Origin of the sequence: Streptomyces sp. BK022, assembly GCF_004217355.1 — a bacterium.
In the GTDB taxonomy this organism is placed as follows: domain Bacteria; phylum Actinomycetota; class Actinomycetes; order Streptomycetales; family Streptomycetaceae; genus Streptomyces; species Streptomyces griseoluteus.
In genome coordinates this window covers 488103-510111 of sequence record NZ_SHKU01000001.1, presented here as the reverse complement: position 1 = coordinate 510111, position 22009 = coordinate 488103, and the positions used below count along the sequence as shown (strand labels likewise).

Annotated in this window: 9 protein-coding genes; 6 read left to right on the top strand and 3 right to left on the bottom strand. The window is 67.5% G+C overall.

What is annotated here, in order from left to right; translation table 11 throughout:
* Nucleotides 1-44 precede the first annotated feature (44 nt).
* The 3 genes from EV284_RS02295 to panD all read right to left on the bottom strand — a co-directional run bounded on the left by EV284_RS02295 (nucleotide 45) and on the right by panD (nucleotide 2209).
* The gene (locus EV284_RS02295) at nucleotides 45-959 is read right to left on the bottom strand and encodes an SDR family NAD(P)-dependent oxidoreductase (protein ID WP_130329703.1); all 915 of its coding nucleotides are present in this window, start codon (nucleotides 957-959) and stop codon (nucleotides 45-47) included.
* Nucleotides 960-1428: 469 nt separating this feature from the next.
* Nucleotides 1429-1758, bottom strand: coding sequence for a GNAT family N-acetyltransferase (locus tag EV284_RS02290; RefSeq protein WP_130329701.1), 330 nt, complete (start codon nucleotides 1756-1758; stop codon nucleotides 1429-1431).
* Nucleotides 1759-1789: 31 nt separating this feature from the next.
* Entirely contained in the window at nucleotides 1790-2209 is a 420-nt protein-coding gene (gene panD, locus EV284_RS02285; protein ID WP_130329700.1) for an aspartate 1-decarboxylase, read from the bottom strand.
* Nucleotides 2210-2795: 586 nt separating this feature from the next.
* Between panD and EV284_RS02280 the strand changes: the two genes are divergently transcribed.
* The 6 genes from EV284_RS02280 (at nucleotide 2796) to EV284_RS02255 (ending at nucleotide 22006) form a co-directional block, all read left to right on the top strand.
* On the top strand, nucleotides 2796-3047 hold the full coding sequence (locus EV284_RS02280) for a helix-turn-helix domain-containing protein (RefSeq protein ID WP_130329698.1): 252 nt from the start codon (nucleotides 2796-2798) through the stop codon (nucleotides 3045-3047).
* 232 nt (nucleotides 3048-3279) lie between these two features.
* Entirely contained in the window at nucleotides 3280-4455 is a 1176-nt protein-coding gene (locus EV284_RS02275) for a serine/threonine-protein kinase (RefSeq protein WP_130329696.1), read from the top strand.
* Nucleotides 4456-4585: 130 nt separating this feature from the next.
* The gene (locus EV284_RS02270) at nucleotides 4586-7645 is read left to right on the top strand and encodes an SNF2-related protein (protein WP_242625527.1); all 3060 of its coding nucleotides are present in this window, start codon (nucleotides 4586-4588) and stop codon (nucleotides 7643-7645) included.
* On the top strand, nucleotides 7642-12945 hold the full coding sequence (locus EV284_RS02265; protein ID WP_130329694.1) for a hypothetical protein: 5304 nt from the start codon (nucleotides 7642-7644) through the stop codon (nucleotides 12943-12945). Before EV284_RS02270 ends, EV284_RS02265 begins: the two co-directional genes overlap by 4 nt.
* The gene (locus EV284_RS02260; RefSeq protein ID WP_130329692.1) at nucleotides 12942-19679 is read left to right on the top strand and encodes a DEAD/DEAH box helicase; all 6738 of its coding nucleotides are present in this window, start codon (nucleotides 12942-12944) and stop codon (nucleotides 19677-19679) included. Before EV284_RS02265 ends, EV284_RS02260 begins: the two co-directional genes overlap by 4 nt.
* The gene (locus tag EV284_RS02255; protein ID WP_130329690.1) at nucleotides 19676-22006 is read left to right on the top strand and encodes a UvrD-helicase domain-containing protein; all 2331 of its coding nucleotides are present in this window, start codon (nucleotides 19676-19678) and stop codon (nucleotides 22004-22006) included. The genes EV284_RS02260 and EV284_RS02255 overlap by 4 nt, the downstream gene beginning before the upstream one ends.
* Nucleotides 22007-22009 lie beyond the last annotated feature (3 nt).

Below are 22009 nucleotides of genomic sequence, written 5' to 3'. Positions count from 1 at the left end.
GCGGACGCCGGCACCGGTACCGACCCGCTGCTCGGCGTGCCGAGTCACACCCCGCAGGCCGGCGCGACGCCGGTCAGCTCCGCGCTCGCCTCCCACAGCCGACGTGCCGTATCGGCGTCCTCCAGCTGCGCCCACAGCCGCTCGCGGCGCGGCCTGCCCCGCAGTCCGAAGACGCGCGGGCCCCACAGCTCACCTCCGGCGACGCGGGGGTCGAGTACCGCCCGGACCGCGGGCCGGGCACCCGCGTGCTTGCCCTGGAGGACGAGTGCGGCGGCCGCCCCGCGCAGCACCGTCCCGGCCCTGCGGACATGGACCGGCGGCCGGGACGGGGTGAGCGAGTCCAGCGCACCGCCGGGATGGACCACCACGCTCGACACCGTGCTGCCCCCGGCCCGCAGCCGGCGGTCGAGTTCCAGGCCGAAGTACATCTGGGCCAGCTTCGACCGGGCGTAGACGCGCTTGGCCCGGTAGCCGGCCCGGGACTGCGGATCGTCCAGGTCGAGCCGCTCGGACTTGGCGGCGAAGCTGCCGACGGTCACGACGCGAGCGCTCGGCGCGGCCTCCAGCAGGGGCAGCAGCCAGTGGGTGAGCGCGAAGTGCCCGAGGTGGTTCGTGCCGAAATGCACCTCGTTGCCGTCCCGGGTCTCCGTCCGCTCCAGTCCTTCGCGCAGGACGCCGGCGTTGAGGACGACCGCGTCGAGGTGCTCTGTCTCCAGGGACTCCGCGGTTCCCCGCAGCGAGCCGAGGTCGGCGAGGTCCAAGGCGACCGAACGCACCCGCGCGCCGGGCACCCGCGCACGGATCGCGCCCATGGCGGCCCCGGCCCGCTCGGTACTCCGGCTGCCCAGCACCACCGTGGCACCGGTACCGGCCAGCTGCTCGGCGGTGAAATACCCGATACCCGCGTTGCCTCCGGTGACCAGATACACGCGGTCGGCGGCGGAAGGGATCTGAGACATGGCGGGAACTCCCGGTGGGACGCGACGGCGGCTCCCGGACGGAGCAACCCGGCGCTCACGCTGCCACTGGCCTCCGACAGAGCACCGACAACCGTCCGACAGAGCGGAACCGGCCGCGCGTTCAGGCGCCTACGCACGTCTGCCGGGAGCTCGGGTCCCTCAGCGGGTCAGCGGGGGTCCCGGTTCCGGGCTCGGTACGGGTTCCGGGCCCGGTGGGATGGGCGACGGGGAGGGGCCCGGCGGGACCGGTCCGGGGGCCGGAGGCGGGGGGCCCGGTGCCGGTGGTGCCGGCTCGGGGGCCGGGTCCGGGGGCGGTACCGGGGAGGGGTACGGGTCCGGCGGGGTGGGACCGGGTGCCGGGGGGACTGGATCGGGGTTCGGCTGGGTCATGACTGCCTCCGTGCGGTCGCCGGACTTCGTGGTGACCACCTCCCGACTACCCGCCGGGTTCCGCCCCACTCCCCCGCGATCAGCGGCGCACCCGCTCCTTCGCGGCGGCGACGAGCGCGGGACCGGCAGCGGGCGCCTCGTCGGGATGCCGCTCGGCCCAGGCGGCGACGTAGGGACACAGCGGCACGACGGCCACGCCCTCCCGCCCGGCGAGCGCGTACAGCTCCCGGGCGAGCGACCCCGCGATGCCCTTGCCCTCGTGGGCGGGCTCCACGATCGTGTGCACGGGAACCAGGGCGCGCGCGGGCGAGTCCAGCACGAAGTACTCGATGTGCCCGACGACTTCACCATCGGCGACGGCCTCCAGGCGGCCCGCCGCACGGTCGTCACGGATCTCGACACCACTCATGGGCACGCACGCTCCTGGTCCTCGTCCACGGTCAGGCCGACACCGCCTGCGGGCTGCGCCGCTGGTCCGAACCGGGCACCGGCTCGGACGCGTCGGCGCCGAGGGCCACGATCCGGTTCCCCGCGTCCACATGCACGACCCTGGGCTTCAGCTCGCGCGCCTCGGCATCGGAGACCTGAGCGTAACTGATGATGATCACCAGGTCGCCGGGGTGCACCAGATGTGCGGCGGCGCCGTTGATCCCGACCACTCCGGACCCGCGCTCACCCTCGATGACGTACGTCTCCAGCCGGGCGCCGTTGGTCACATCGACGATGTGCACCAGCTCACCGGGCAGCAGATCGGCCGCCTCCAGCAGTTCGGCGTCGATGGTCACCGATCCCACGTAGTGCAGGTCGGCCTGGGTGACGGTGGCACGGTGGATCTTGGACTTGAACATTGTACGCAACATCGGGGCACTCCCACAAGTAGGCTCCCTGCCTGCGTTTTTGCAGGTCAAGGGCTGTTTCGACACCCTACAACGAGTCGCATGTTCGGGCAGCTGTCCCCAGGTTTTTCAGGACTCATGCTGACCACTTGCTGACTTTTCTGACGCCCCGTCAGGTGACTAGAGGAGGGCTTCGCCCACTCTCGCGGAACCACCGTGGCGACGGCCCAAGCCTACGCAGCACCCCCCGAAGGACGCCCGTGATCACCGTCACGCAGACGGTCTGGACGGCAGTCAGGAGCGAAGGCGCTCGACCGGAAGTCGGACCATGCGCCGCCATGGGTCAGCTGGCACAGGTCCCTCGTATCCCGTCTCAAAGGAGGAGGCGCCCACAGCTCCATGAATTTGAGTGGCCGAAGCAGCGCGGCAACATAGCGGCGGATCGCCGGTTAGCCAAACCGGCGATTCTCACGACCATGGCTGTGGCTCGTCCGGTGACTCTTGGCGGTGGCACAGGGCGGGCGTCAAGGACGTTTGGAATTCGACCAGAGCAGAGCGCGAACCGCTGCCGCGATCAGGCTCAGGCCAGCCTCAAGGAGCCATCTTGCCCGTGGGACCGCAGTCGCACCCCGACGAGACCCGCACCGATATCGACTCGTCGCGCAGGCGCCGTAGCGTCGAACCCGTCCTTATGGACACCTATGAGGTCGCTGCGATGCTCAATATGTCCACGAGCTGGGTCTATAGGGAGGCATCGAAACTGGGCTTGAAGGGCTACAAGCTCGGCCGAGGCAGGAACGCCAAGGTCCTGTACAAGAGGGCCGAGGTCTTCAAGTGGCTGGAGCAGCAGAAGATCCATTAGAAGCGGGCAGTTTCTTGCCCGCCCCGGACTCACAGACACCCAGCAGTCGTCGACACAGCGGCTGCTGGAGATCCCGGTGCCCCGACTCCTCACGGCCGGTTTCGGCTTACATCGCGCTGCTCGATGTCCTGATCAGGACGAAAGCACCTCAGGCTGGCCTCTTGGCCGATTAGAGTGTGGCGGGCAAGAGCGCCGATCGGGTGAGGCGCGGTGGAAAGGTGAGTCGGTGCGGATGAGCGGGGCGCCCACGCGGATCGGCCGGTACACGGTGACGCGGGAGCTCGGCTCGGGCGGGATGGGTGAGGTCTATCTCGCCTACACGCCCGCAGGTGATCCGGTCGCGGTGAAGGTGATTCGCAACGACAAGCTCGATCCCCTGACGCGTGCGCGCTTCGAGAAGGAGGCGTTGATCGCCCGCACGGTGATCGGCACGAACCGGGTGGCCCGCTTCCTGGACGCGGATCCTTACGCAGACCGGCCGTGGCTGGCCATGGAGTACGTGGCCGGTCGCACGCTGCTGGCCTGTGTGGACAGCGACGGTGTACTTACGCTGCCGCTGGCGGCCAGTCTCGGGGCGTTGCTCGCCGAAGGCTTGTCGGCGGTCCACGCCGCGGGGTTGCTCCATCGAGATCTGAAGCCGCAGAACGTCATCCTGGGCGATGACGGCCCGATGATCATCGACTTCGGTCTGGGCGCGTTCATGGACTCCTCTCAGGAGACGCTGTCACACAGTGGCATGATCATCGGCACCGTCCGGTGCATGCCTCCGGAGCAGGCCGGCGGCCATCCGCAGGTGTCACCCGCGGCAGATGTGTACGCGCTGGGCACGGTCCTGCTTTACGCGGCGGCCCGCCACTATCCGTACGACGGATCGCGCTGGGAAGCAATCGCGGCACAAGTCACCAATCCGGAGATCGCTCCCGATCTCTCTGGTGTGCCTGCGCCGCTGGTGCCCCTGCTGGAGTCGATGCTCGCCCACACGCCGGAGGAGCGGCCGGCTCTGCCAGCGGTCTCCGAAGCGTGCGCGAGGGTCCTCTCCGACTCCGGGGTGACACCCGCGGCTGCCCGGCTCGCGCTGATCGCCCACACCAAGGGGGGCGAGGCTCCGTCGTCCCCTGGTGAGCCGCCGATGGTGCCGTTCGAGAAGCTCATCCACGAGCAGGCTGATCTTGTCGAGAACAGTGAACCGGTGAGCCCGCTCGACGACCCGCCGCGGGCTTCACAGGCCGAAGCCGACGAACCGGAGCGGGAGCCGGAAGAGCCTGAGGTTCTCCTGCCCAAGCCGACTTTGGGGTCCGGAAGGCGGAGCGACCCTCCGAAGGCCGGCGCGGCCCGAGGACGCCCCTTGGCGTCGAAGCGGATCGCGGACGAGCTGCGCGCGTTGTATGCCGCCGATCCCGTTCTGTGACTCCTGCGTTGACAGTGCTGGGTGAGAGTCTTTGTCGGAATGGCGCGCTGGGACGGCGTAGTCCGTCGTTTGCAGGCGTGTGGGGTGTGTGCGGCCGTCGGTGGCCGCTGGTGATGGATCGGAGTGGACGTTGAGCGTCGAGGCGGAAGCCGTGGGCGGCCAGGGCGATGAGGTGTGGGACGCCTGGGCGCCGGAGGATGCTCCGGCCTCACGGCGGACCAGCGGGTCCTCCGGCTATGCCCCGGGGTCCCAGGTATTGATCCGCGACGAGTTGTGGCTCGTCCGGAACTCCAAGGACGTCGGCGAAGACGGGTGGATGGTGGAGGTCACCGGCATCTCGTCCTTCGTGCGAGGCACGGACGCGGTCTTCTACAGCCGACTCGACGCGATCCAGGTGCTGGACCCGCGGGAGACGCGGCTCGTCCCGGACGACTCGCCCAACCACCGGCGGGGCCGTCTGTTCCTTGAAGCGGTGATGCGCAAAACGTTCCTGCCGCAGACCGAGCATGGGCTCGCTCTGGCCGACGGGTTCCTCATGGACCAGCAGGTGCACCAGCTGCGGCCCGCCGAGTTGGCGCTGTCCTTGGAGAAGAACCCGCAGCCGCGGATCCTGATCGCCGACGTGGTGGGCCTGGGCAAGACCCTGGAGATCGGGGTACTGCTGGCCGAGCTGATCCGGCGCGGGCGCGGCGAGCGCATCCTGGTCGTGACCCCCCAACATGTACTGGAGCAGTTCCAGCGGGAGCTGTGGACCCGCTTCGCCATTCCGCTCGTCCGTCTGGACTCCACCGGTATCCAGCGCATCCAGCAGGACATCCCGGCCGGCCGGAATCCGTTCGCGTACTTCAAGCGCGCGATCATCTCCGTGGACACGCTCAAGAGCGACGTCTACGCGCACCACCTTGAGCACACCAACTGGGACGCCGTCGTCATCGACGAGTCCCACAATCTGGTCAACCGGGGCACCAAGAACAACGAGCTCGCCCGTCTGCTGGCTCGGAAGACCGACGCGCTGGTGCTGGCCTCGGCCACGCCCCACAACGGTCGTGCCGAGTCGTTCGCCGAGTTGATCAAGATGCTGGACGAGGCGGCCATCGCCAACCCGTCGAAGTACGAAGTGAAGGACCTTGAGCACCTCTACATCCGGCGTACAAAGACGACGGCGGAGGTCCGCGACTCGTTGAAGGGTGCCTGGGCGGACCGTGGACCGTCCCAGCCGATCCACGTAACGGCCGGTGAGAAGGAACTCGCCGTCTTCCAGGAGCTCGCCACGCGCTGGATTCCGGGTGATCCCGACCAGCCGTCGGTCAGCCGACACCAGCTGGTGCCCTACCAGCTGCTGAAGTCCTTCCTGTCCTCACACAAGGCCCTGCTGGAGACCGTCAAGACGCGACTGACGACGCTGGACAAGCAGCCGGCCGCCGACTCGGCGCGAGGCGGGCAGAGGCCGTCCCGCCCGGTCGACCCGGCGGTCCGGGATGCGGCAAGGCAGGCGGAGCGCGCGGCCTTGTTGGACCTCCAGAACGTGGCCGAGCGGATCCAGGACGATGACTCGGCGAAACTCTCGGCCCTCCTGGACGAGCTGCGCAGTATGGGTGTCGGCCCCGGTTCGGAGACCCGCGTGGTGGTGTTCTCCGAGCGCATCCCCACACTGAAATGGCTCGCGGAGGCTGTCCCGGCCGCGCTCGGTTTCCGTCGCGGCGCCGACCCCGACGAGAACAAGCCCTGGCTGGCCTTCGGCGGCGCGGTCCAGGTCATGCACGGCGATGCCACCAGCGACGAGGAGCAGCAGGCCATCGTCGAGAAGTTCGGGCTGCGCGACGACCCCGTACGCATCCTGTTCACCGGCGACGTCGCCTCTGAAGGCGTCAACCTCCACCAGCAGTGCCACCGGCTGATCCACTTCGACCTGCCGTGGTCCCTGATCCGTATCGAGCAGCGAAACGGCCGTATCGACCGCTACGGCCAGCAGCACCGGCCTGAGTTCCGCGCTCTGATCCTCACCAGCGACATCCCCTGGCGGACGGCCGAGACGACCGGGGAGCCCCGTACGCTGGACGACCGCCTTGTGGGCGAGAAGCTGCTGAAACGCGAGGAGGAAGCGCACAAGATCGAGGGCTCGGTCGAGGCGGTCACCGGCCTGTATCGGGCCAAGGAGGAGGAGAACCGCCTCACTCAGGACCTGATCGCCGGCCGGACTGTCGAGGAGTCAATCAAGCAGTCCCAGCAAGGGGGTGCGGCGTTCCTTTCCGGACTGCTCGGCCAGGTGGGCGCCGTCCCGGAGCATCCCGAGGTGCGGCGGGCGTACGTGCCACGTCTGTTCTCCTCCACCGCAGACTACTTCGACGAGGCGTTGCGTCAGATCTGCCGTCCGAACCCTGAGGACCAGCTCTCGATGCGCCGCGACGACGACGGCACGATCGCCTTCGAACCTCCGCGTGACCTGCTGTACAGGCTGAAGGCACTGCCGAAGTCGTACCTCGAAGAGCAGCGGATCATGCCCCGGAACGCTGAGCCTGGACGGATGCGCATCACCTTCTCCAAGGACCTCGCGGACCGGCGTCTGAAGGCGGCCCGGGAGTCGTCGAAGTCACAGTGGCCGAACGTCTCCTACGTCACCGACGTCCACCCGGTCCTGGACTGGTTGACCGACAAGGTGCTCGTCGAGGTCGGCCGCCACCAGGCCCCCGTGCTCGCCGCCTCCGTGGACTCACCGACGTTCCTGGTGCAGGGCATCTGCTCCAACGCACTGGGGCGGCCCACCATCGTCGAGTGGATGGCCGTCCACGGCGAACCGCACGACCTTCAGGTGACGCCTCTGACCCCGGAGGTGCTGGAGGACTACGGCGTGGGTCCGACGATGCCTGGCCGCGCCGCACCGCGCGACCTCAGCGGCCTGACGGAACTCGTGCCCGCAGCCATCGACAGGGCCGAACAGCACCTCCGGGACCTGAAAGAGGCGTACGGCGAGGAGATCGAGGCGATCCTGGCCCCGTCTCGCAAGCGCGTCGTGCACTGGCAACAGGAAGCCATGTTCTCTTCTGATGGGACGGGAAAGCGCGGAGTGAACCTCAGCGCCAGCAGGCGGCTGAGCCTTCTCAACTCCCTGCAGACCACGGGCGAGCCGATGCTGCGCCTGCTCGCCGTCCTGGAACCGCTCAACGCCGCTGAGGGAGGCACCGACCGATGAGCACCGACTTCGACTCCTTCAGCAACCGCGGCGAATACTTCGCTGCGCACTACTTCGCCGAACAGCTCGGATCCGACCTGAAGAAGGGCCTGTTCGCCACCTGGGCCCTGCGCGAAGGTGATGAGCACGACCCGCGGAAGACTCCTCGGGAGCTCCTCCGCTCGCTACGCGGCGCCTACCTCTCCGAAGACGTACGCGGCTACTTCGCCGAGGCCGCCGAGCGCGACGCAGGAGATGAGGTCCGACCGAACACCCACAACAACCCCGAGTGGCGCAAGCGTCTGGCCGAGTGGCACCACACGGTCCTGCAAGCCCTCGGCTTCGAGGCCACTCCCACCGAGGTCACCGTCCACCGCGCCGGACGCGACCACTCCCTGACCGTGGCCTACCACGGCCACGGGATCATCGCCCTGGACTGCGGCTGGGCCGCCGACAACGACGCCGCCCTGAACACGACAGGCCCCGGCCGACTGCTGAACCCGCTGCGTGTCAGTGCAAGCGAGACGTACGAGACGGGGCCGGCCCTGGCGTCCTGGCTGTTCCAGAGCGAGCTCGGCGAGGCTGGCGGGCCTCGCCCGCGCTTCGTCCTGCTGTTGTGCGGAGGCGTGCTCGTCCTCGCAGATCGCCAGTCCTGGAACGAGGGCCGCTACGTCGCCGTCAACCTCGACGCGGCCCTTGAACGCAACGACCGCAGCCAGCAGGGCGAACTCGCCACCATCGCCGCGCTGTTCAGCCTGGACATGCTCCGGTCCGGCGAGAACGACCAGAGCCGGGCCATCGATGCTCTGCTGAAGTCCTCCAGCGCCAACGCCGCAGGCGTCTCCGGCGAACTGCGCCACGGGCTCCAGCGCTCGGTAGAGATCATCGCCAACGAGGTCCTCGCGCGGATGGCTGCGCCGGACAACAACGTCACCCCAGCCGATATCGAGAGCCCCAAGATCCCCTTCGCCCGGGAACTCACCCGCGAATCTCTCCGCTACCTCTACCGCATCCTGTTCCTCCTCTACGCCGAGGCCCGCCCCGAACTCGGCATCCTCCCCGCCGACGACGGCAGCTACGAGGCCGGCTACTCGATGGCCCGCCTGCGCGAGCTCGTCGAACGCGACGAGGAACTCGTCGAGGAGGAGGCCCGCAACGGCTTCCACCTGCATGAATCCCTGGACGTCCTCTTCAATAAGGTCAACTTCGGCCACCGCCCATACGGCACCGAGGCCGACGACGACCAGCCCGGCGACGACGAGGAGACCCGTAAGGCCAAGGCCGCCCGCCGCAGCGAGGACCGTGGCCTACGCTTCGAACCCCTGCGAAGCGAGCTCTTCGAGCCCAGTTCGGTACGCCTCATCGGCAGGGGCGTCCTCGACCCTCGCAGCGACGAGGACAGCGACCCGCGCTGGCTCGACCTGCGCCTGCGCAACGCCGCCCTGCACGAAGTACTGCGCCTGCTCACCATGAAGAAGGGCAAGCGCGGCGAGCGGGGCGGTTTCATCTCCTACCGCAACCTCGGCATCAACCAGCTCGGCGCCGTCTACGAGGGCCTGATGTCGTACACCGGCATCATCGCTGAGGAGGAGCTGTGCGAGGTCGCCAAGGGCGGCGACCCGGAGAAGGGCTCCTGGCTCATCCCCTCGAAGAAGCAGGACCAGTACCCCGACGAGGCCATCGTCCACTACGACGAGGACGATGCCCGCAAGGGCCTGCGCGGCGTCAAGAAGTATGAGAAGGGCTCCTTCGTCTACCGCCTCGCCGGCCGCGACCGCGAGACATCTGCCTCGTACTACACGCCAGAGTCGCTGACGCAGGTCACCGTCGAGCTCACGCTTAAGCACCGGCTCGACCAAGAGCGCGACTCCGACGGCAAAGTCCTCAAGACCCGCGCGTCCGAACTGCTCACGTACAAGATCTGCGAGCCCGCCCTCGGCTCTGGCGCCTTCCTCAACGAAGCGATCAACCAGGTCGCCGAGGAATACCTGCGCCGCCGGCAGAATGAGCTAGGCGTCACCATCCCGACCGCGGACGCCCTCACCGAGAAGCAGAAGGTCAAGGCGTACATTGCTCTGCACAACGCGTACGGAGTCGACCTCAACGCCACCGGCGTCGAGCTCGCCGAGGTGTCACTATGGCTTAACACCATGCACCCCGGAATGCGTGCCCCATGGTTTGGCCTTCACCTGCGCCGAGGCAACAGCCTCATCGGCGCCCGCCGCGCTGTCTATGCGGCCGACGACGTCACCAGCAAGGACCGGCTCAAGGCCAAGGGCGCCCTGGCCCCGGCCACACTCCCCTTCCTCAAGGACGGCGAGCCCCAGCCCCTCCCCCAGGACGCGGTACACCAGTTCCTCCTGCCGAGCCCCGGGTGGGCTGCGGTCGCGGGCTCGAAGGAAGCCAAGGAACTGGCGAAGGAAGGCGTCGAGCAGCTCGCCACCTGGAAAAAAGGCATCCTCCAGCGCCCCAAGCGGAGCAAGGCTGGGAGGTCAGGGAAGGAGCCGGTGTCTCAGTTCACCCGCCTCCGGGACGCCGCCCGCCGCGTCGAATTCCTTTGGTCGCTTGTCGTCAAGCGCATGGAGCTTTCTGAGCAGGCAGTTGCCCGCCGGATCGACGTTTGGGGCGCTGACCCCACCGACCCGGAGTACGCCTTCCTGCGGCGTCCTGACCAGGTCGTTGTCAAGGAACAGGTCCTCGAAGACCTCTTCAACGCCGCTGACACTCCATACTGGCGCCTCAAGAAGATCATGGACGCCTGGTGTGCCCTGTGGTTCTGGCCCGTCGATAAGGCCGGACTGCTCGACGGCACCGCCAGGGAGTACACGGCGGCGCCCCAGGTAACGGGGGCCGACGGCCTCAGCCGCCTTCTCGAAGGCGCGCCGCTGGCGACGGGGTCACCCACTGCCCCGACCGAATCGGAACCGCCGGCCTCTCCTAGGAGCATGCCCAGGCCGCGGTTCGTCGAGGCAACGGCCCTGTTCGCACTCGGCCCGGAGCAGACCAGCTTCGAGGACCTCGAGCTGAGCGCGGACGATGCGATCGTAGAGTTCAAGCAGGTGACACCGCGAGGCAGGGCCCAGGCAACAGCACCGAAGTCGAAAGCCCCAGATCGTCGACCGGTCGTCCCGCTCAAGGACCTCAATGACTGGCTAGAGTTCTTGGAGGCCATGCTCGGCACTGCCGACGTGCCCGAGGGCACCCTAATCGACAGCTTCAACGACCTCGACGCACTCAAGAGCTTCGAGGAGACGCTACCCGGCTTCATGGGGATGGATGCTGGCAACCCCGAGGACCGCTTTCCATGGCTCCGGGAGGTGCGCGACCTCACGGAGGACCAGGGCTTCCTCCACTGGGAGCTGGAATTCGCACTCACCTTCGCCCAAAACGGCGGGTTCGACCTTCAGGTGGGCAACCCCCCGTGGGTACGGCCGCGTTGGCAGGAGCATCTGATCCTCGGCGAACGTGATCCCTGGTTCGCACTGGCCAAGAATCCCAGCGTGTCGGAATGGCGGCAGCGAAAGAATTCCCTTCTAACAGCCAGTACGGACAACACAAATTACGTTCTTCGCGAACTAGCCTCGAATTTCGGCATAGTCGAAGCGTTGAGCTCCGAAACCACTTACCCTCTTTTGTCAGGGACTCAGCCGAACCTATACCGCGCATTCATGTGTCGAGTATGGGACCATCTTGGCGGCAATGGAACAGCCGGCCTCCTCCACCCAGACACGCACCTCGAGGGTGTAAAGGAGGGCAAGCTTCGAGCAGCCGCTTATCGGCATCTGCGACTACATGCAAGTTTTGTCAACTCTGCGAACTGGGCCTTCGATGAAGTCGACCGGACGGTCTCTTTCGGTATGCACATTTACGGGGAGAGCCTACGGGATATTGACTTTCTAAACCTCAGCCAGCTACGCGCCGCCCGCATCCTCCCAGAGTCGCTTACGCACGATGGATCAGGAGAACTTCCAGCCCAGAAATATGCAGGATCCTGGGACCTACGGCCACACCGCGCGCGCGTAATTCACGTTACTGATGCACTCTTGTCTGAATGGCAGCGACTGGGTGGCAACACTGAAACACCGCCAGACGAGACCCAACTCCTCTACCCGGTCACCACGGCTGAGCAAGAAGCTATCATCGCTCTCGCCGATCATGAATATAAGGTCAGCCATGAGAAGCCACTAATCAGCTCGGGCTACCACGAAGCAACCAGCAAGGAAGACGGGCTGATTCGCCACGAAGTCGGCGCACCCGATAATTGGACTGAGGTGATTCTCCAAGGATCACACATTGGCATCAGTTCCGCCTTTGCGAAACAGCCAAACCTGCCAATGCGCAACGTAAAGGACTGGGTTCCGTGGTCGCTGACATTCCTTCCAGTGGGGGCGGTACCGCGCACCACATATGTTCGGGTCTGCAGTGTGGACAGGTACCGAGAGGAGCAAGATCAGTGGCAGGGTCGCTCATACACCGAACGCTTTAGGCTTGCATGGCGGGTCATGATCGACTCCAAGAACACAGAGCGAAGTCTCTTCTCCGCTTTGATTCCTCCAGGTCCAACACATGTAGATGCCGTGAACTCCATGGCCATGACGGAGGATCTCACAACCACCTTGAATGCGGGCTTTTGGGCGTCTCTGCCGCTAGACTATCTTCTTCGAATCACAGGGCGCTCTCATCTCCGCGCATCCGAAGTTCACAAAATGCCCGCTCCACGCGCTGCACACCCTCTTGCGACACCTCTTGCTCTGCGAACGCTGCGCTTGAATTGCCTCACCAACGATTACAGCCCACTCTGGCGGGAGGTTTTTCACGAAGAGTGGTCCGCAAGTGAAAGGTGGGCGGCTTCTTGGTCAGGTCCGATTCGCCCACTTGCCTCAAGCCTGTGCAGCACCTGGGAAGAAGCCACGCCGTTGCGTACCGAATATGAACGACGTGCAGCCCTGGTTGAGCTGGATGCACTCGTCTCAGTTTGGCTTGGCATTAGTGCTGATCAGCTGGTCGCTATCTATCGTTCACGCTACTCGATTCTCGCTGATCGTGAGGACGAGATGTGGTTTGACCATGCCGGCAGACGAATTTCACGTGATCCGTACGCCTACGGTCATGGACAGGTTAAAGAAAACTACGAACAGCTGCAGTCCCATCTTTCTGATCCGGCAGCCGTCCCCGTGCCGGAGGGATACATTGCGCCGTTCTACAAGGCTGACCGCGAGGCGGAGATGCGGGCGGCGCACGCTTACTTCCAGAAGCGGCTCGACGAGGCCGTAGCCCGTGGCGAGTGGGATCCGGTGAAGCAGGAGGTGCCGAAACCGTGAGGCCGACGCTTCAGGCGCGGGGGCTCAAGGAGAGCCTGCTGCAGTATCTGTCGACGACGTACGCGCTCACCGACGAGGGTGCGCGTGAGGCGCTACACCGGTTCCTAGGGGACGAGACATCGGGGATGTTCCGTGGCCCGTATCTACGAATCCGGACGCCCTTCACCGTGGCCGGCGAGGAGTGGCGCAAGCATCTGGAGTGGCAGCGGGTGGGCTTCAACCCGTACGCGCATCAGGCGGTCGCATTCGCGCGGCTAACCTCAGCGGACGGCCACACCCCGCAACCGACGCTGGTCACCACCGGTACCGGGTCCGGTAAGACGGAGTCGTTCCTCTACCCCGTGCTGGACCACTGCCGTCGGGAGCGGGCCGTCGGCAAGACCGGGGTGAAGGCGGTCTTCCTTTACCCCATGAACGCCCTGGCCACCGACCAGGCGCAGCGCATCAACGATCTACTCACGGAGAACGCCGAGCTGGGGAAGCTGTCGGCCGGCCTCTACATCGGAGAGCGCGCGGCGACGCAGTACGAGAAGGTGCGGACGCGGCGCTCGGACATGCAACTGTCCCCGCCCGACATCCTCATAACGAACTACAAGATGCTGGACCTCCTCCTGCAGCGTGCGGACGACGCTCCCCTGTGGCGGGAGTCGGACATCCGGTACGTCGTCGTGGACGAGTTCCACACGTACGACGGCGCGCAGGGCACGGACGTCGGGATGCTGCTGCGTCGACTCGCTGCCTCCGTTGGGGCAGCCGAGGAAGGCCGTCCGCTGGGGAAGATCTGTCCGGTCACGACATCGGCGACGCTTGCTTCCGGCACGGACGAGGACGGCACGGCGCAGCTGTTGGAGGTGGCCACCCACGTCTTCGGTACGGAGTTCACGGCAGACTCCATCGTCGGGGAAAACCGGCTCACGGTCGAGGAGTTCATCCCGCTCGGCGACGTGACCATGCAGCCGATGCCGACACCCGACGAGTTGCTGGCGCTGCCCGATCCGGCGACCGGCGATGAGGCGTTGCTGGATCTGATCGAGAAGGTGACGGACGTCCGTGACCTTGATCCATTCCTCCTCGGCAGGAACCTCAAGCGGCATCTATTCACTCGCGCGGTGATGCAGGCGCTCGGCGGCGGGGTGAAAACCAGTGCCGAAGTGCTGGATGTGATGTGGCGTGCGGGCGCCGCCGGCTGGTCCGAGGCGGTGGCGCGACAGCCGGAGAAGGCGGCCGAGGCGCTGGCGCGGTTCGTCGCGCTGCTGTCGTACGCCCGCGATCCGGAGTCCTCGCCCGCCGAGCCCCGGCCCTTCGTGCACGTCGAGGTGCATCAGTGGGCGCGTTCGGTGTCGCGGCTGCTGCGCGGGGTGCTGCCGTGGCCGAAGGCGGAGTTCCGCTGGGATGTGGCCGGCACGGCCGATGCCGGCGCGGCCGACAGCGGCCGTATGGCGCCGGTGACGACGGCGACGTCGGGGCAGAGCGCGAACCTGTTCCTACCGGCGATCTACTGCCGTGACTGCGGGCGGTCGGGGTGGGCGGTGTTCTCGCCGGAGAGCGATGACCACGACGTCCAGTTCGACACATACAAGATCCGACGGGCGTCGCTGGGCCAGGACAAGGCCCGGGTGCGGAACCTGATCGCCGCGACGGACCGGGAGGCCCGGGAGGGTTCCGGGGCCGCGCTGCTCACGGCGACCAGCGGCAAGGGGGGCTCGGCTGCGTCGCAGGGTGCCGGCGGGGCGCTGATGGTGCTGGACGGCACCCGTAAGCGGCTGCGCTTGCCTGATCCGCTGAACGACTACGACCGGGAGACCAAGGAGCCCCGGCTGACGGCCCGCGACTCGGCGTTCGTGCTCGTGAACTTCGGGGAGACGGCGAACACCGCAGCCAAGGAGGACTGGTGTCCGGCGTGCGGTGAGCGCAACGCGATCCGCTACCTCGGTACGGGTGCCGCCGCGATGGCGGCCGCGTCCATCACCCAGCTTTTCACCGGTGGGGAGCTCGACAAGAAGCTCCACGAGAAAAAGACGCTGATGTTCAACGACTCGGTGCAGGATGCCGCGCACCGGGCCGGGTTCGTCGCCAACCGCTCGTACACCTTCTCGCTCCGTGCTCTCCTCGCCGACCACCTGCGGCACGACGAGCCGACCGCGCTGAATGATCTGATCGCGAACGTCGTCGACGCCACGACGGACAAGGACACCCTCTCGGCGGTGGTGCCGCCGGACCTGCACGGCTTCAAGGGCGTGAACCGGTTGCTGTCCGGCCAGGGTCGCGGTGGGGACCTGAAGACGTGGCGGCTGATCGGTCAGCGGCTGGCATTCGAGGCGCTGATGGAGTTCGGTTTCCGGTCCCGGAACGGCCGTACGTTGGAGCTGACCCGCACCGCCGCCGCGCAGGTCCGCATCGATGACCCGGCGGCAGTGATCGCGCTGGTCAAGTGGCTGCACGAGGAGTGCGTGCGGGACGGCCTGCCGCTGGTGGCGCAGGACGACGCCCGCTATCTGGCATTCGTACGCATTTTCCTGGAGCGGCTCCGTACCCGGGGTGCGGTCGCCCATCAGTGGCTGAACAAGTATATCGACGAGGCGGGCACCAGCCGGTACTACATCTGGGGCAAGCGGGCTCCGGGCATGCGGGCCTTCCCGAAGGGGATCGCCGCCCCCGTGTTCCTGCTCGGGCAGCCCAAGAACGGCAGCGAGTTCGACTTCGCGACCGGACGGCTCTCCTGGTACGAGCGGTGGGCCGGGCGGTGCCTGGAGCTGCCGCGTGAGCTGGCACCCGAGCTGTGGAGCCGGCTGCTGCCCGAACTCGCCTCGATGGGGCTGCTGTCGGTGCGTACCCCGAACGACACCTCGGTGCGGGTGTACGGGCTCAAGCCCGGCAACATCGAGGCCCAGCTGCTGGACGACGAGCAGGTGCGGGTCTCGTACGTGCGGTGCCCGGTGTGCTTCTGGGAGCAGACGGTCCACCCGTCGCTGCTGGACCAGTGGCACGACCAGCCCTGTCCCTCCTACCGGTGCCGACGGGGCCGCCTTGTGGCCGGCGACCGGCCCGAGGGGCTAGGGGTACACCACCGCGACCGCGACTACAGGGACGACTACTACCGGCGGCTCTACCTCGGCGCGGGCACCTATCAGGTGGTCACCGCCGAGCACACCGGCATGCTGACGCGGCACCAGCGCGAGAAGGTCGAAGAGGCGTTCAAGCGCGGCGGCGGGTTCAAGGACCCCAATGTGCTCTCCTGCACGCCGACGCTGGAGATGGGCATCGACATCGGCGACCTGTCCGCCGTCGTGCTGGCCGCGCTGCCGCGCCGCCCGGCCTCCTACGCTCAGCAGGTCGGCCGGGCCGGTCGCCGCACCGGCAATGCCTTCCTGCTGACCATCCCCGACCGGCGGCGCCGTGACCTGTACTTCCTTGAGCGCCCGAAGGACCTGATCGCCGGCACGATCGTGCCGCCCGGCTCCTACCTGTCAGCCGTCGAGATCCTTCGTCGTCAGTACCTGGCGCATCTGCTGGACCTCGCCGCGGCCGGCCGTCTCGTCCGGGCGGACGGCATCGTGCTGCGCGCGCTGCCGCACAAAGCGCCGCGCCTGTTCGGCCCGTCCGGCTATCTGACCGATCTGGTGGAGCTGGCACTCGACCAGGGCGAGGAGCTGGTCAAGGGGTTCCTGCGGCTGTTCCCGGTCGGCGTCAGCGAGCAGGCCGGGGCCGACCTGGAGGTGTATGCGACGCACGGTCTGCGCAGCGCCGTAGAGAGGGCGGAAGGCGAGTGGCGGCGCGCCGAGGACGCGCTGCGGGCGCGGCTGCGGGAGATCGACGAGGCCCACGGCGAGCTGCACGACAGCGACCCCGACCAGGCCCGTCAGAAGGCCGAACTGGACGCCGAACGGCGCGGGGTGGGCAGGCAACTGCTCCACCTGGGCGACACCACGGCACAGACCGCGCTGTGTGACCTGGGTTTGCTGCCGAACTACGCCCTCATCGACTCGTCCACGACGCTGTCGGCGACCCTGTACGGGGAGGACGGCATCGACCCGAAGACGGGCAAGGTGGTGTACACGTCCGAGACCGTCTCCTACGAGCGGCCCCGCCGCTTCGCGATCCAGGAGCTGGCGCCGGGCAACACCTTCTACGTCAACGGCTACCGGCACGAGATCACCGGCTTGGAGCTGTCGACGGGTGGGCGCCAAGAGTGGCGGACCTGGAGGGTGTGCCCAGGGTGTGGGTACGTACGCACAGAGGGCGCCACCGACGATCGCTCTCCGTGCCCCCGGTGCAGGACGAGCCAGATCGCCGACGATGGCTCCTGCTTGTTCCAGGTCGTAGAGCCGGCCACCGTGACGTCGCGGGACAAGCGTGAGGACGCACGGATCCGGGACGACAAGGACGACCGTGATCGCCGCTCTTACACCGTCGTGGACGCCGTGGACATCCCCGTCGAGAAGATCGAGCGGGGGAAGTCCTGGCGGCACGACCGCGAGACGTTCGGCGTGGACTTCTGCCGCACGGCGATGATCCGACGGATCAACGTAGGCCCGGTCCGCTACGACGCTCCCGCCCGAGATGACTTCGCCGGCCATCTGGTCCGACTGAACCCCTTCCACGTGTGCACCGCCTGCGGGGCCGCGAGCGCGGACGGCCGTCCGGTCTTCGACCACGACACCGACGCCCTGGAATCGGCAGCAGCCCGCGCCCCGCAGCTCAAGCACCACCGCCCGTGGTGCCCGCTGCGCCGCGGCAAGAAGGACGGCGTCACGCAGGAGCAGGTGCTGCTGGCCCACCAGCTGCAGACCGAAGCCCTACGGATCCTCATCCCGGCCGCGACAGCCGACGTCGACGCACGGGTGCACTCCTTCCGGGCCGCCCTGCGACTCGGTGTCGACCTGCACTTCGGCGGCGACCCGCAGCACCTGGACACCACGGTGGCCTCCATGCCGGACATGGACAGCGGCGAGCGCCGCTGGTTCCTGGTGCTCTTCGACTCTCTCCCGGGCGGCACCGGCTACCTTGACCGGCTTACCGACCGCCGTGCCTTCCGGGACACCCTCGCTCGTGCGTACGAACAGCTCAAGGCATGTCCGTGCGCCGAGGAGCAGCGGCGCGCCTGCCACCGCTGTCTGCACCGCTACACCCCCGAGCAGTTCCAGGACGTCGTCTCGCGCCAGGCGGCGCTCAGCATGCTGGAGTCGCTGCTGTTCAAGGGGGACGGCGAGGACGGCTGGGACATCAGCGATGTGGAGCACACCGGGCTGGTCGGGCTGGACGCTCAGGTCGAATCCGACCTGGAGGCCCGCTTCCTGACCGCGCTGCGGGACTGGGTGAAGGTCACCGACGACGCGGCCTTGGATGAGGAGGGCCACGCCAGCGGGCATCTGCGATTTACCGACGGCTCGGACGTGATGCACTGGAGGCTGACGGCCCAGCGGCAGCTCGAAGGCACCCGAACGGACTTCACCTTTGCACGCGTTGGTGGTCCGGTGCAGAGCGTGCACGTCTATCTGGAAGGCTTCCGGTTCCACGCCAGCCGCGAGCACAACCTCATCGCCAAGAACGCGGCCCAGCGCACCCGGCTCCGTGCCGACGGAAAGATCGTCTTCCAGATCACCTGGGCCGACATCGACCTGTTCGAACGGCGTCCGGGGCGCACCGCACCGGTCTGGCCGCCGTATCGGGGAACCGCCCAGGAGCAGGCCAAGGCCGCCTACGAGCAGTACGGCGGCAACCGTGCCCACTTCGGCGAAGCTGTCTTCGCCAACCCGATCGACACGCTCATCGCCTATCTGCGGGACCCTGATGCCACCCGTTGGGCCCGCCGGGCCCGCGCCCTGGTCACTGGCCTCACTGCTGTTTCCGCCACGACCGCCGTCGCCGCGACCGGCAAGCGCAGCGAGCTCGTCGCCGCACTGCGCGAACAGCTCGCCTCCTTCGGAGCCGGCCGACGGCACGGCAAGCCGGTGGCACCCGACGCCGGCAGCCTCGGTCCCGTTCATGTGTTCCGGACCCAGGACGAGCACGGTCTGCCGATCGTGTTCGCACTGGACGCGGCCGACCCTGACAACTTGCGGTGGACCGCCCTGACGGTCCTCGACGACAGCGACGCTGTCCTCGACACCGACGAGCACAAGCTGCGGTGGCGGTCCTGGCTGTACTGGACCAACATCACCCAGTTCCTGTCACTCGTGGGTGGGGACGGTGTCCAGCTCGCCGTCAGCACCGCTGCGGACTTCGAGGTAGAGGTTCTCGCCGTGTGCGGTGGCCTGGGTGAACTCGACTCGCTCGCCGCAGCACTCGCCCCCGCGCCCACCGTCGTGCCCGAGCCCGCAGTCCGGCCCGCCGCCTCGGAGCCGAGCGCGGACTCGCCGGCGGAAGCCGCCCTCCGGAAGATCATCCGGGACGCCGTCTGGGACGACGACATCCTGGAGATCCTGCGCGAGGACCCCGACGAGGCACCTGCCCTTCTCCGCCTCGCCGAGACGCTCGCCGAGCACGGAAAGCAGGCCCCCGTCTTCGGGTTCGAACTCGGAAGCAGCCGCTGGCAGGCGGACTTCGCCTGGCAGACTCCCGACCTCAAGATCGCCGTTGTGACCGCCCACCAGGGCGACGAGGACATCGAGGCCCAGCGACGAGACGCCGCCTACGCCGAGGAGGGCTGGACGGTCCGGACCGCCGCCGCATGGCTCGACCATCTCGACACCCTGCTCGTACAGCTCCCCAATACGGAAGGCACCACCCGATGACCGCCCGGCTCAGCCTGTACCGCAAGGCCGAACAGGAGCTGTACAAGCTCGACCGCTCGGTCAAGGCCCAGTTCTACGATTTCTGCCACGTCTTCCGGAACAACCCCAACCAGCCGGGCCTGAAGCTGAAGAAGCTCAAGGGCGACTCGCGCATCTGGTCCGCGCGGGTCAACGACTCCTACCGCGCGCTGCTGACCCCGACCGGAGTAGACGCGGACGGCACCCAGAGCTGGCTGGTCATCGCCGTCCGCCACCGCAAGGACGTCTACGAAGAGCTCCAGGTCGCGGTCAACCGTGTCACCGGCGAGATTGAGTTCGTCGACCTCTCGGTCGTCGGCGACAGCGCACTGCGCCGCGCCGGGATCACCCTGACCCCGGCCGAACCTGACCGGACCGCGCCGTCGGCCGAGCCCGAACCACAGCCGCAGCCGCAGCCGCAGCCGCAGCCGACAGTGGAAACCCCTCCCCTGGTCGCCGCGTACAGCGCCGACCAGCTGCGTGAGCTGGGCGTCGCCGACCAGTTGATCGAGCTGGCCCTCGCCGTCACCGACAGCGCCGAGCTGGACCAGCTCGTCGAGGGCGCCCCACTGCTGTCCAAGGACGTCCTCTACGGTCTCGCCGCCGGTATGCCTATCGACGAGGTCCGCAAAGAGATCACCCAGCCCGTCGAGCTCGGCCAGGAGCCCGATCTCGGTGACTTCGCCGCGGCCCTGAGCCGTACCAAGGTCACCGCCGTCGACGATGCCGTTCAGGCGGCCATCGACGAAGGGGACTTCCGAGCCTGGAAGGTCTTTCTTCACCCCACGCAGGAACGCATCGTCCACCGCCACTACAACGGACCTGCCCGCGTCTCCGGCGGCCCCGGCACCGGAAAGACCATCGTCGCCCTGCACCGGGTCAAGCACCTGGCCGAGCAACTGCCCCCCGGCAGCAACAGGGCGATCCTGCTGACCACGTTCACCAAGAACCTCACCACGGACCTCCGCCTGCGTCTGGCATCCCTCGTCGAGCCCGAACTCCTGGATCGTGTCGAGATCGCTCACATCGACCAGCTCGCCGCCCGCGTCCTGGGTGAGAACACCGCACCTGGCCGGGGCCGGCAGCGTGTCTACGACCACGTGGCGCTGAATGAGATGCGCCAACTCCTCGCCGAACTCGACGACCGCCGCTGGGAGGCCGAGTTTCTCCTGGAAGAGTGGGAACAGGTCATTCTCGGCCAGTCCGTCGCCACCCGCTCCGCCTACTTCCAGGCCCGCCGTGCAGGACGGGGCCGTTCCCTGACCCGGCCCGAGCGCAACCACATCTGGAAGCTCGTCGAGCAGTTCACCGCCCGCCTGGACAAGCTCGGCGTGGAGACCTGGGGCCAGGCGTCCGAGCGCGCTGCCCGCTTCGAGATCGAGCGCGCCGCGAAGATCAGGGCCCGGCGCGAGTACAAAGAGGAGGTCGGCGGCAAGGACCTCATCCACCGCGACAACAGCTCCGGCATGCGCTACCTGAACTACCGCTACCGGCACATCGTCGTCGACGAGGCCCAGGACCTCAGCCCCGCGCACTGGAAGATGCTCCGGGCCATGGCCGACCCGGACCTGCCCAACGACATGTTCATCGCCGGCGACACCCACCAGCGCATCTACGACCACCAGGTAGCCCTCGGCAGCCTCGGCATCAACATCCGCGGCCGTTCTTCTCGCCTCACCCTCAGCTACCGCACCACCAAGGAGATCCTCACCGAGGCCCTCCGCGTGGTCGACCCTGTGAAGCCCGGGCAGCAGGTGAACTACGACGACCTGGACGACGGCACCGACAACCTCGCCGGATACCGTTCCGTCCTCCACGGCCCCGCCCCGGCCTTCACGCCGTACGACACTTGGGAGGACGAGCTCGCCGGCCTTGCCACCACCCTGGCCACGTGGCGCGAGGAGCTTTCCAGGGACGAGAACGGCTCACCCATAGACCCGAGCGGCCATATCGCCGTATGCGTGGCCGACCGCGACATGGTCAGCCAGACCATGTACTACCTGGTCACCAAGGCCGGCATCACCTGTGCCGAACTCACCAAGGACGGTCCCAAGGGTGACGGCGAGGTCCACGTCGGCACGATGCATCGCTTCAAGGGCCTCGAGTACCAGCGCCTCGCCATCGTGGGCGCCAGTGACGGCATCCTCCCCCGCACACACATCATCGACCGCTACCGCACCGAGGACCCGCCCCGCTACGAGCGCGAGCAGCGCAAGGCCCGTTCCCTGCTCTTCGTGGCGACGACGCGGGCCCGAGACGCGCTGAACATCAGCTGGCACGGCAAGCCCAGCCCCTACCTGCCGGTCTGACAC

Excerpts from the sequence above, each read along its gene's own strand:
- EV284_RS02295 (WP_130329703.1), bottom strand. The coding sequence starts at position 959 with ATGTCTCAGATCCCTTCCGCCGCCGACCGCGTGTATCTGGTCACCGGA.
- EV284_RS02290 (WP_130329701.1), bottom strand. The coding sequence starts at position 1,758 with ATGAGTGGTGTCGAGATCCGTGACGACCGTGCGGCGGGCCGCCTGGAG.
- panD (WP_130329700.1), bottom strand. The coding sequence starts at position 2,209 with ATGTTGCGTACAATGTTCAAGTCCAAGATCCACCGTGCCACCGTCACC.
- EV284_RS02275 (WP_130329696.1), top strand. The coding sequence starts at position 3,280 with ATGAGCGGGGCGCCCACGCGGATCGGCCGGTACACGGTGACGCGGGAG.
- EV284_RS02265 (WP_130329694.1), top strand. The coding sequence starts at position 7,642 with ATGAGCACCGACTTCGACTCCTTCAGCAACCGCGGCGAATACTTCGCT.
- EV284_RS02255 (WP_130329690.1), top strand. The coding sequence starts at position 19,676 with ATGACCGCCCGGCTCAGCCTGTACCGCAAGGCCGAACAGGAGCTGTAC.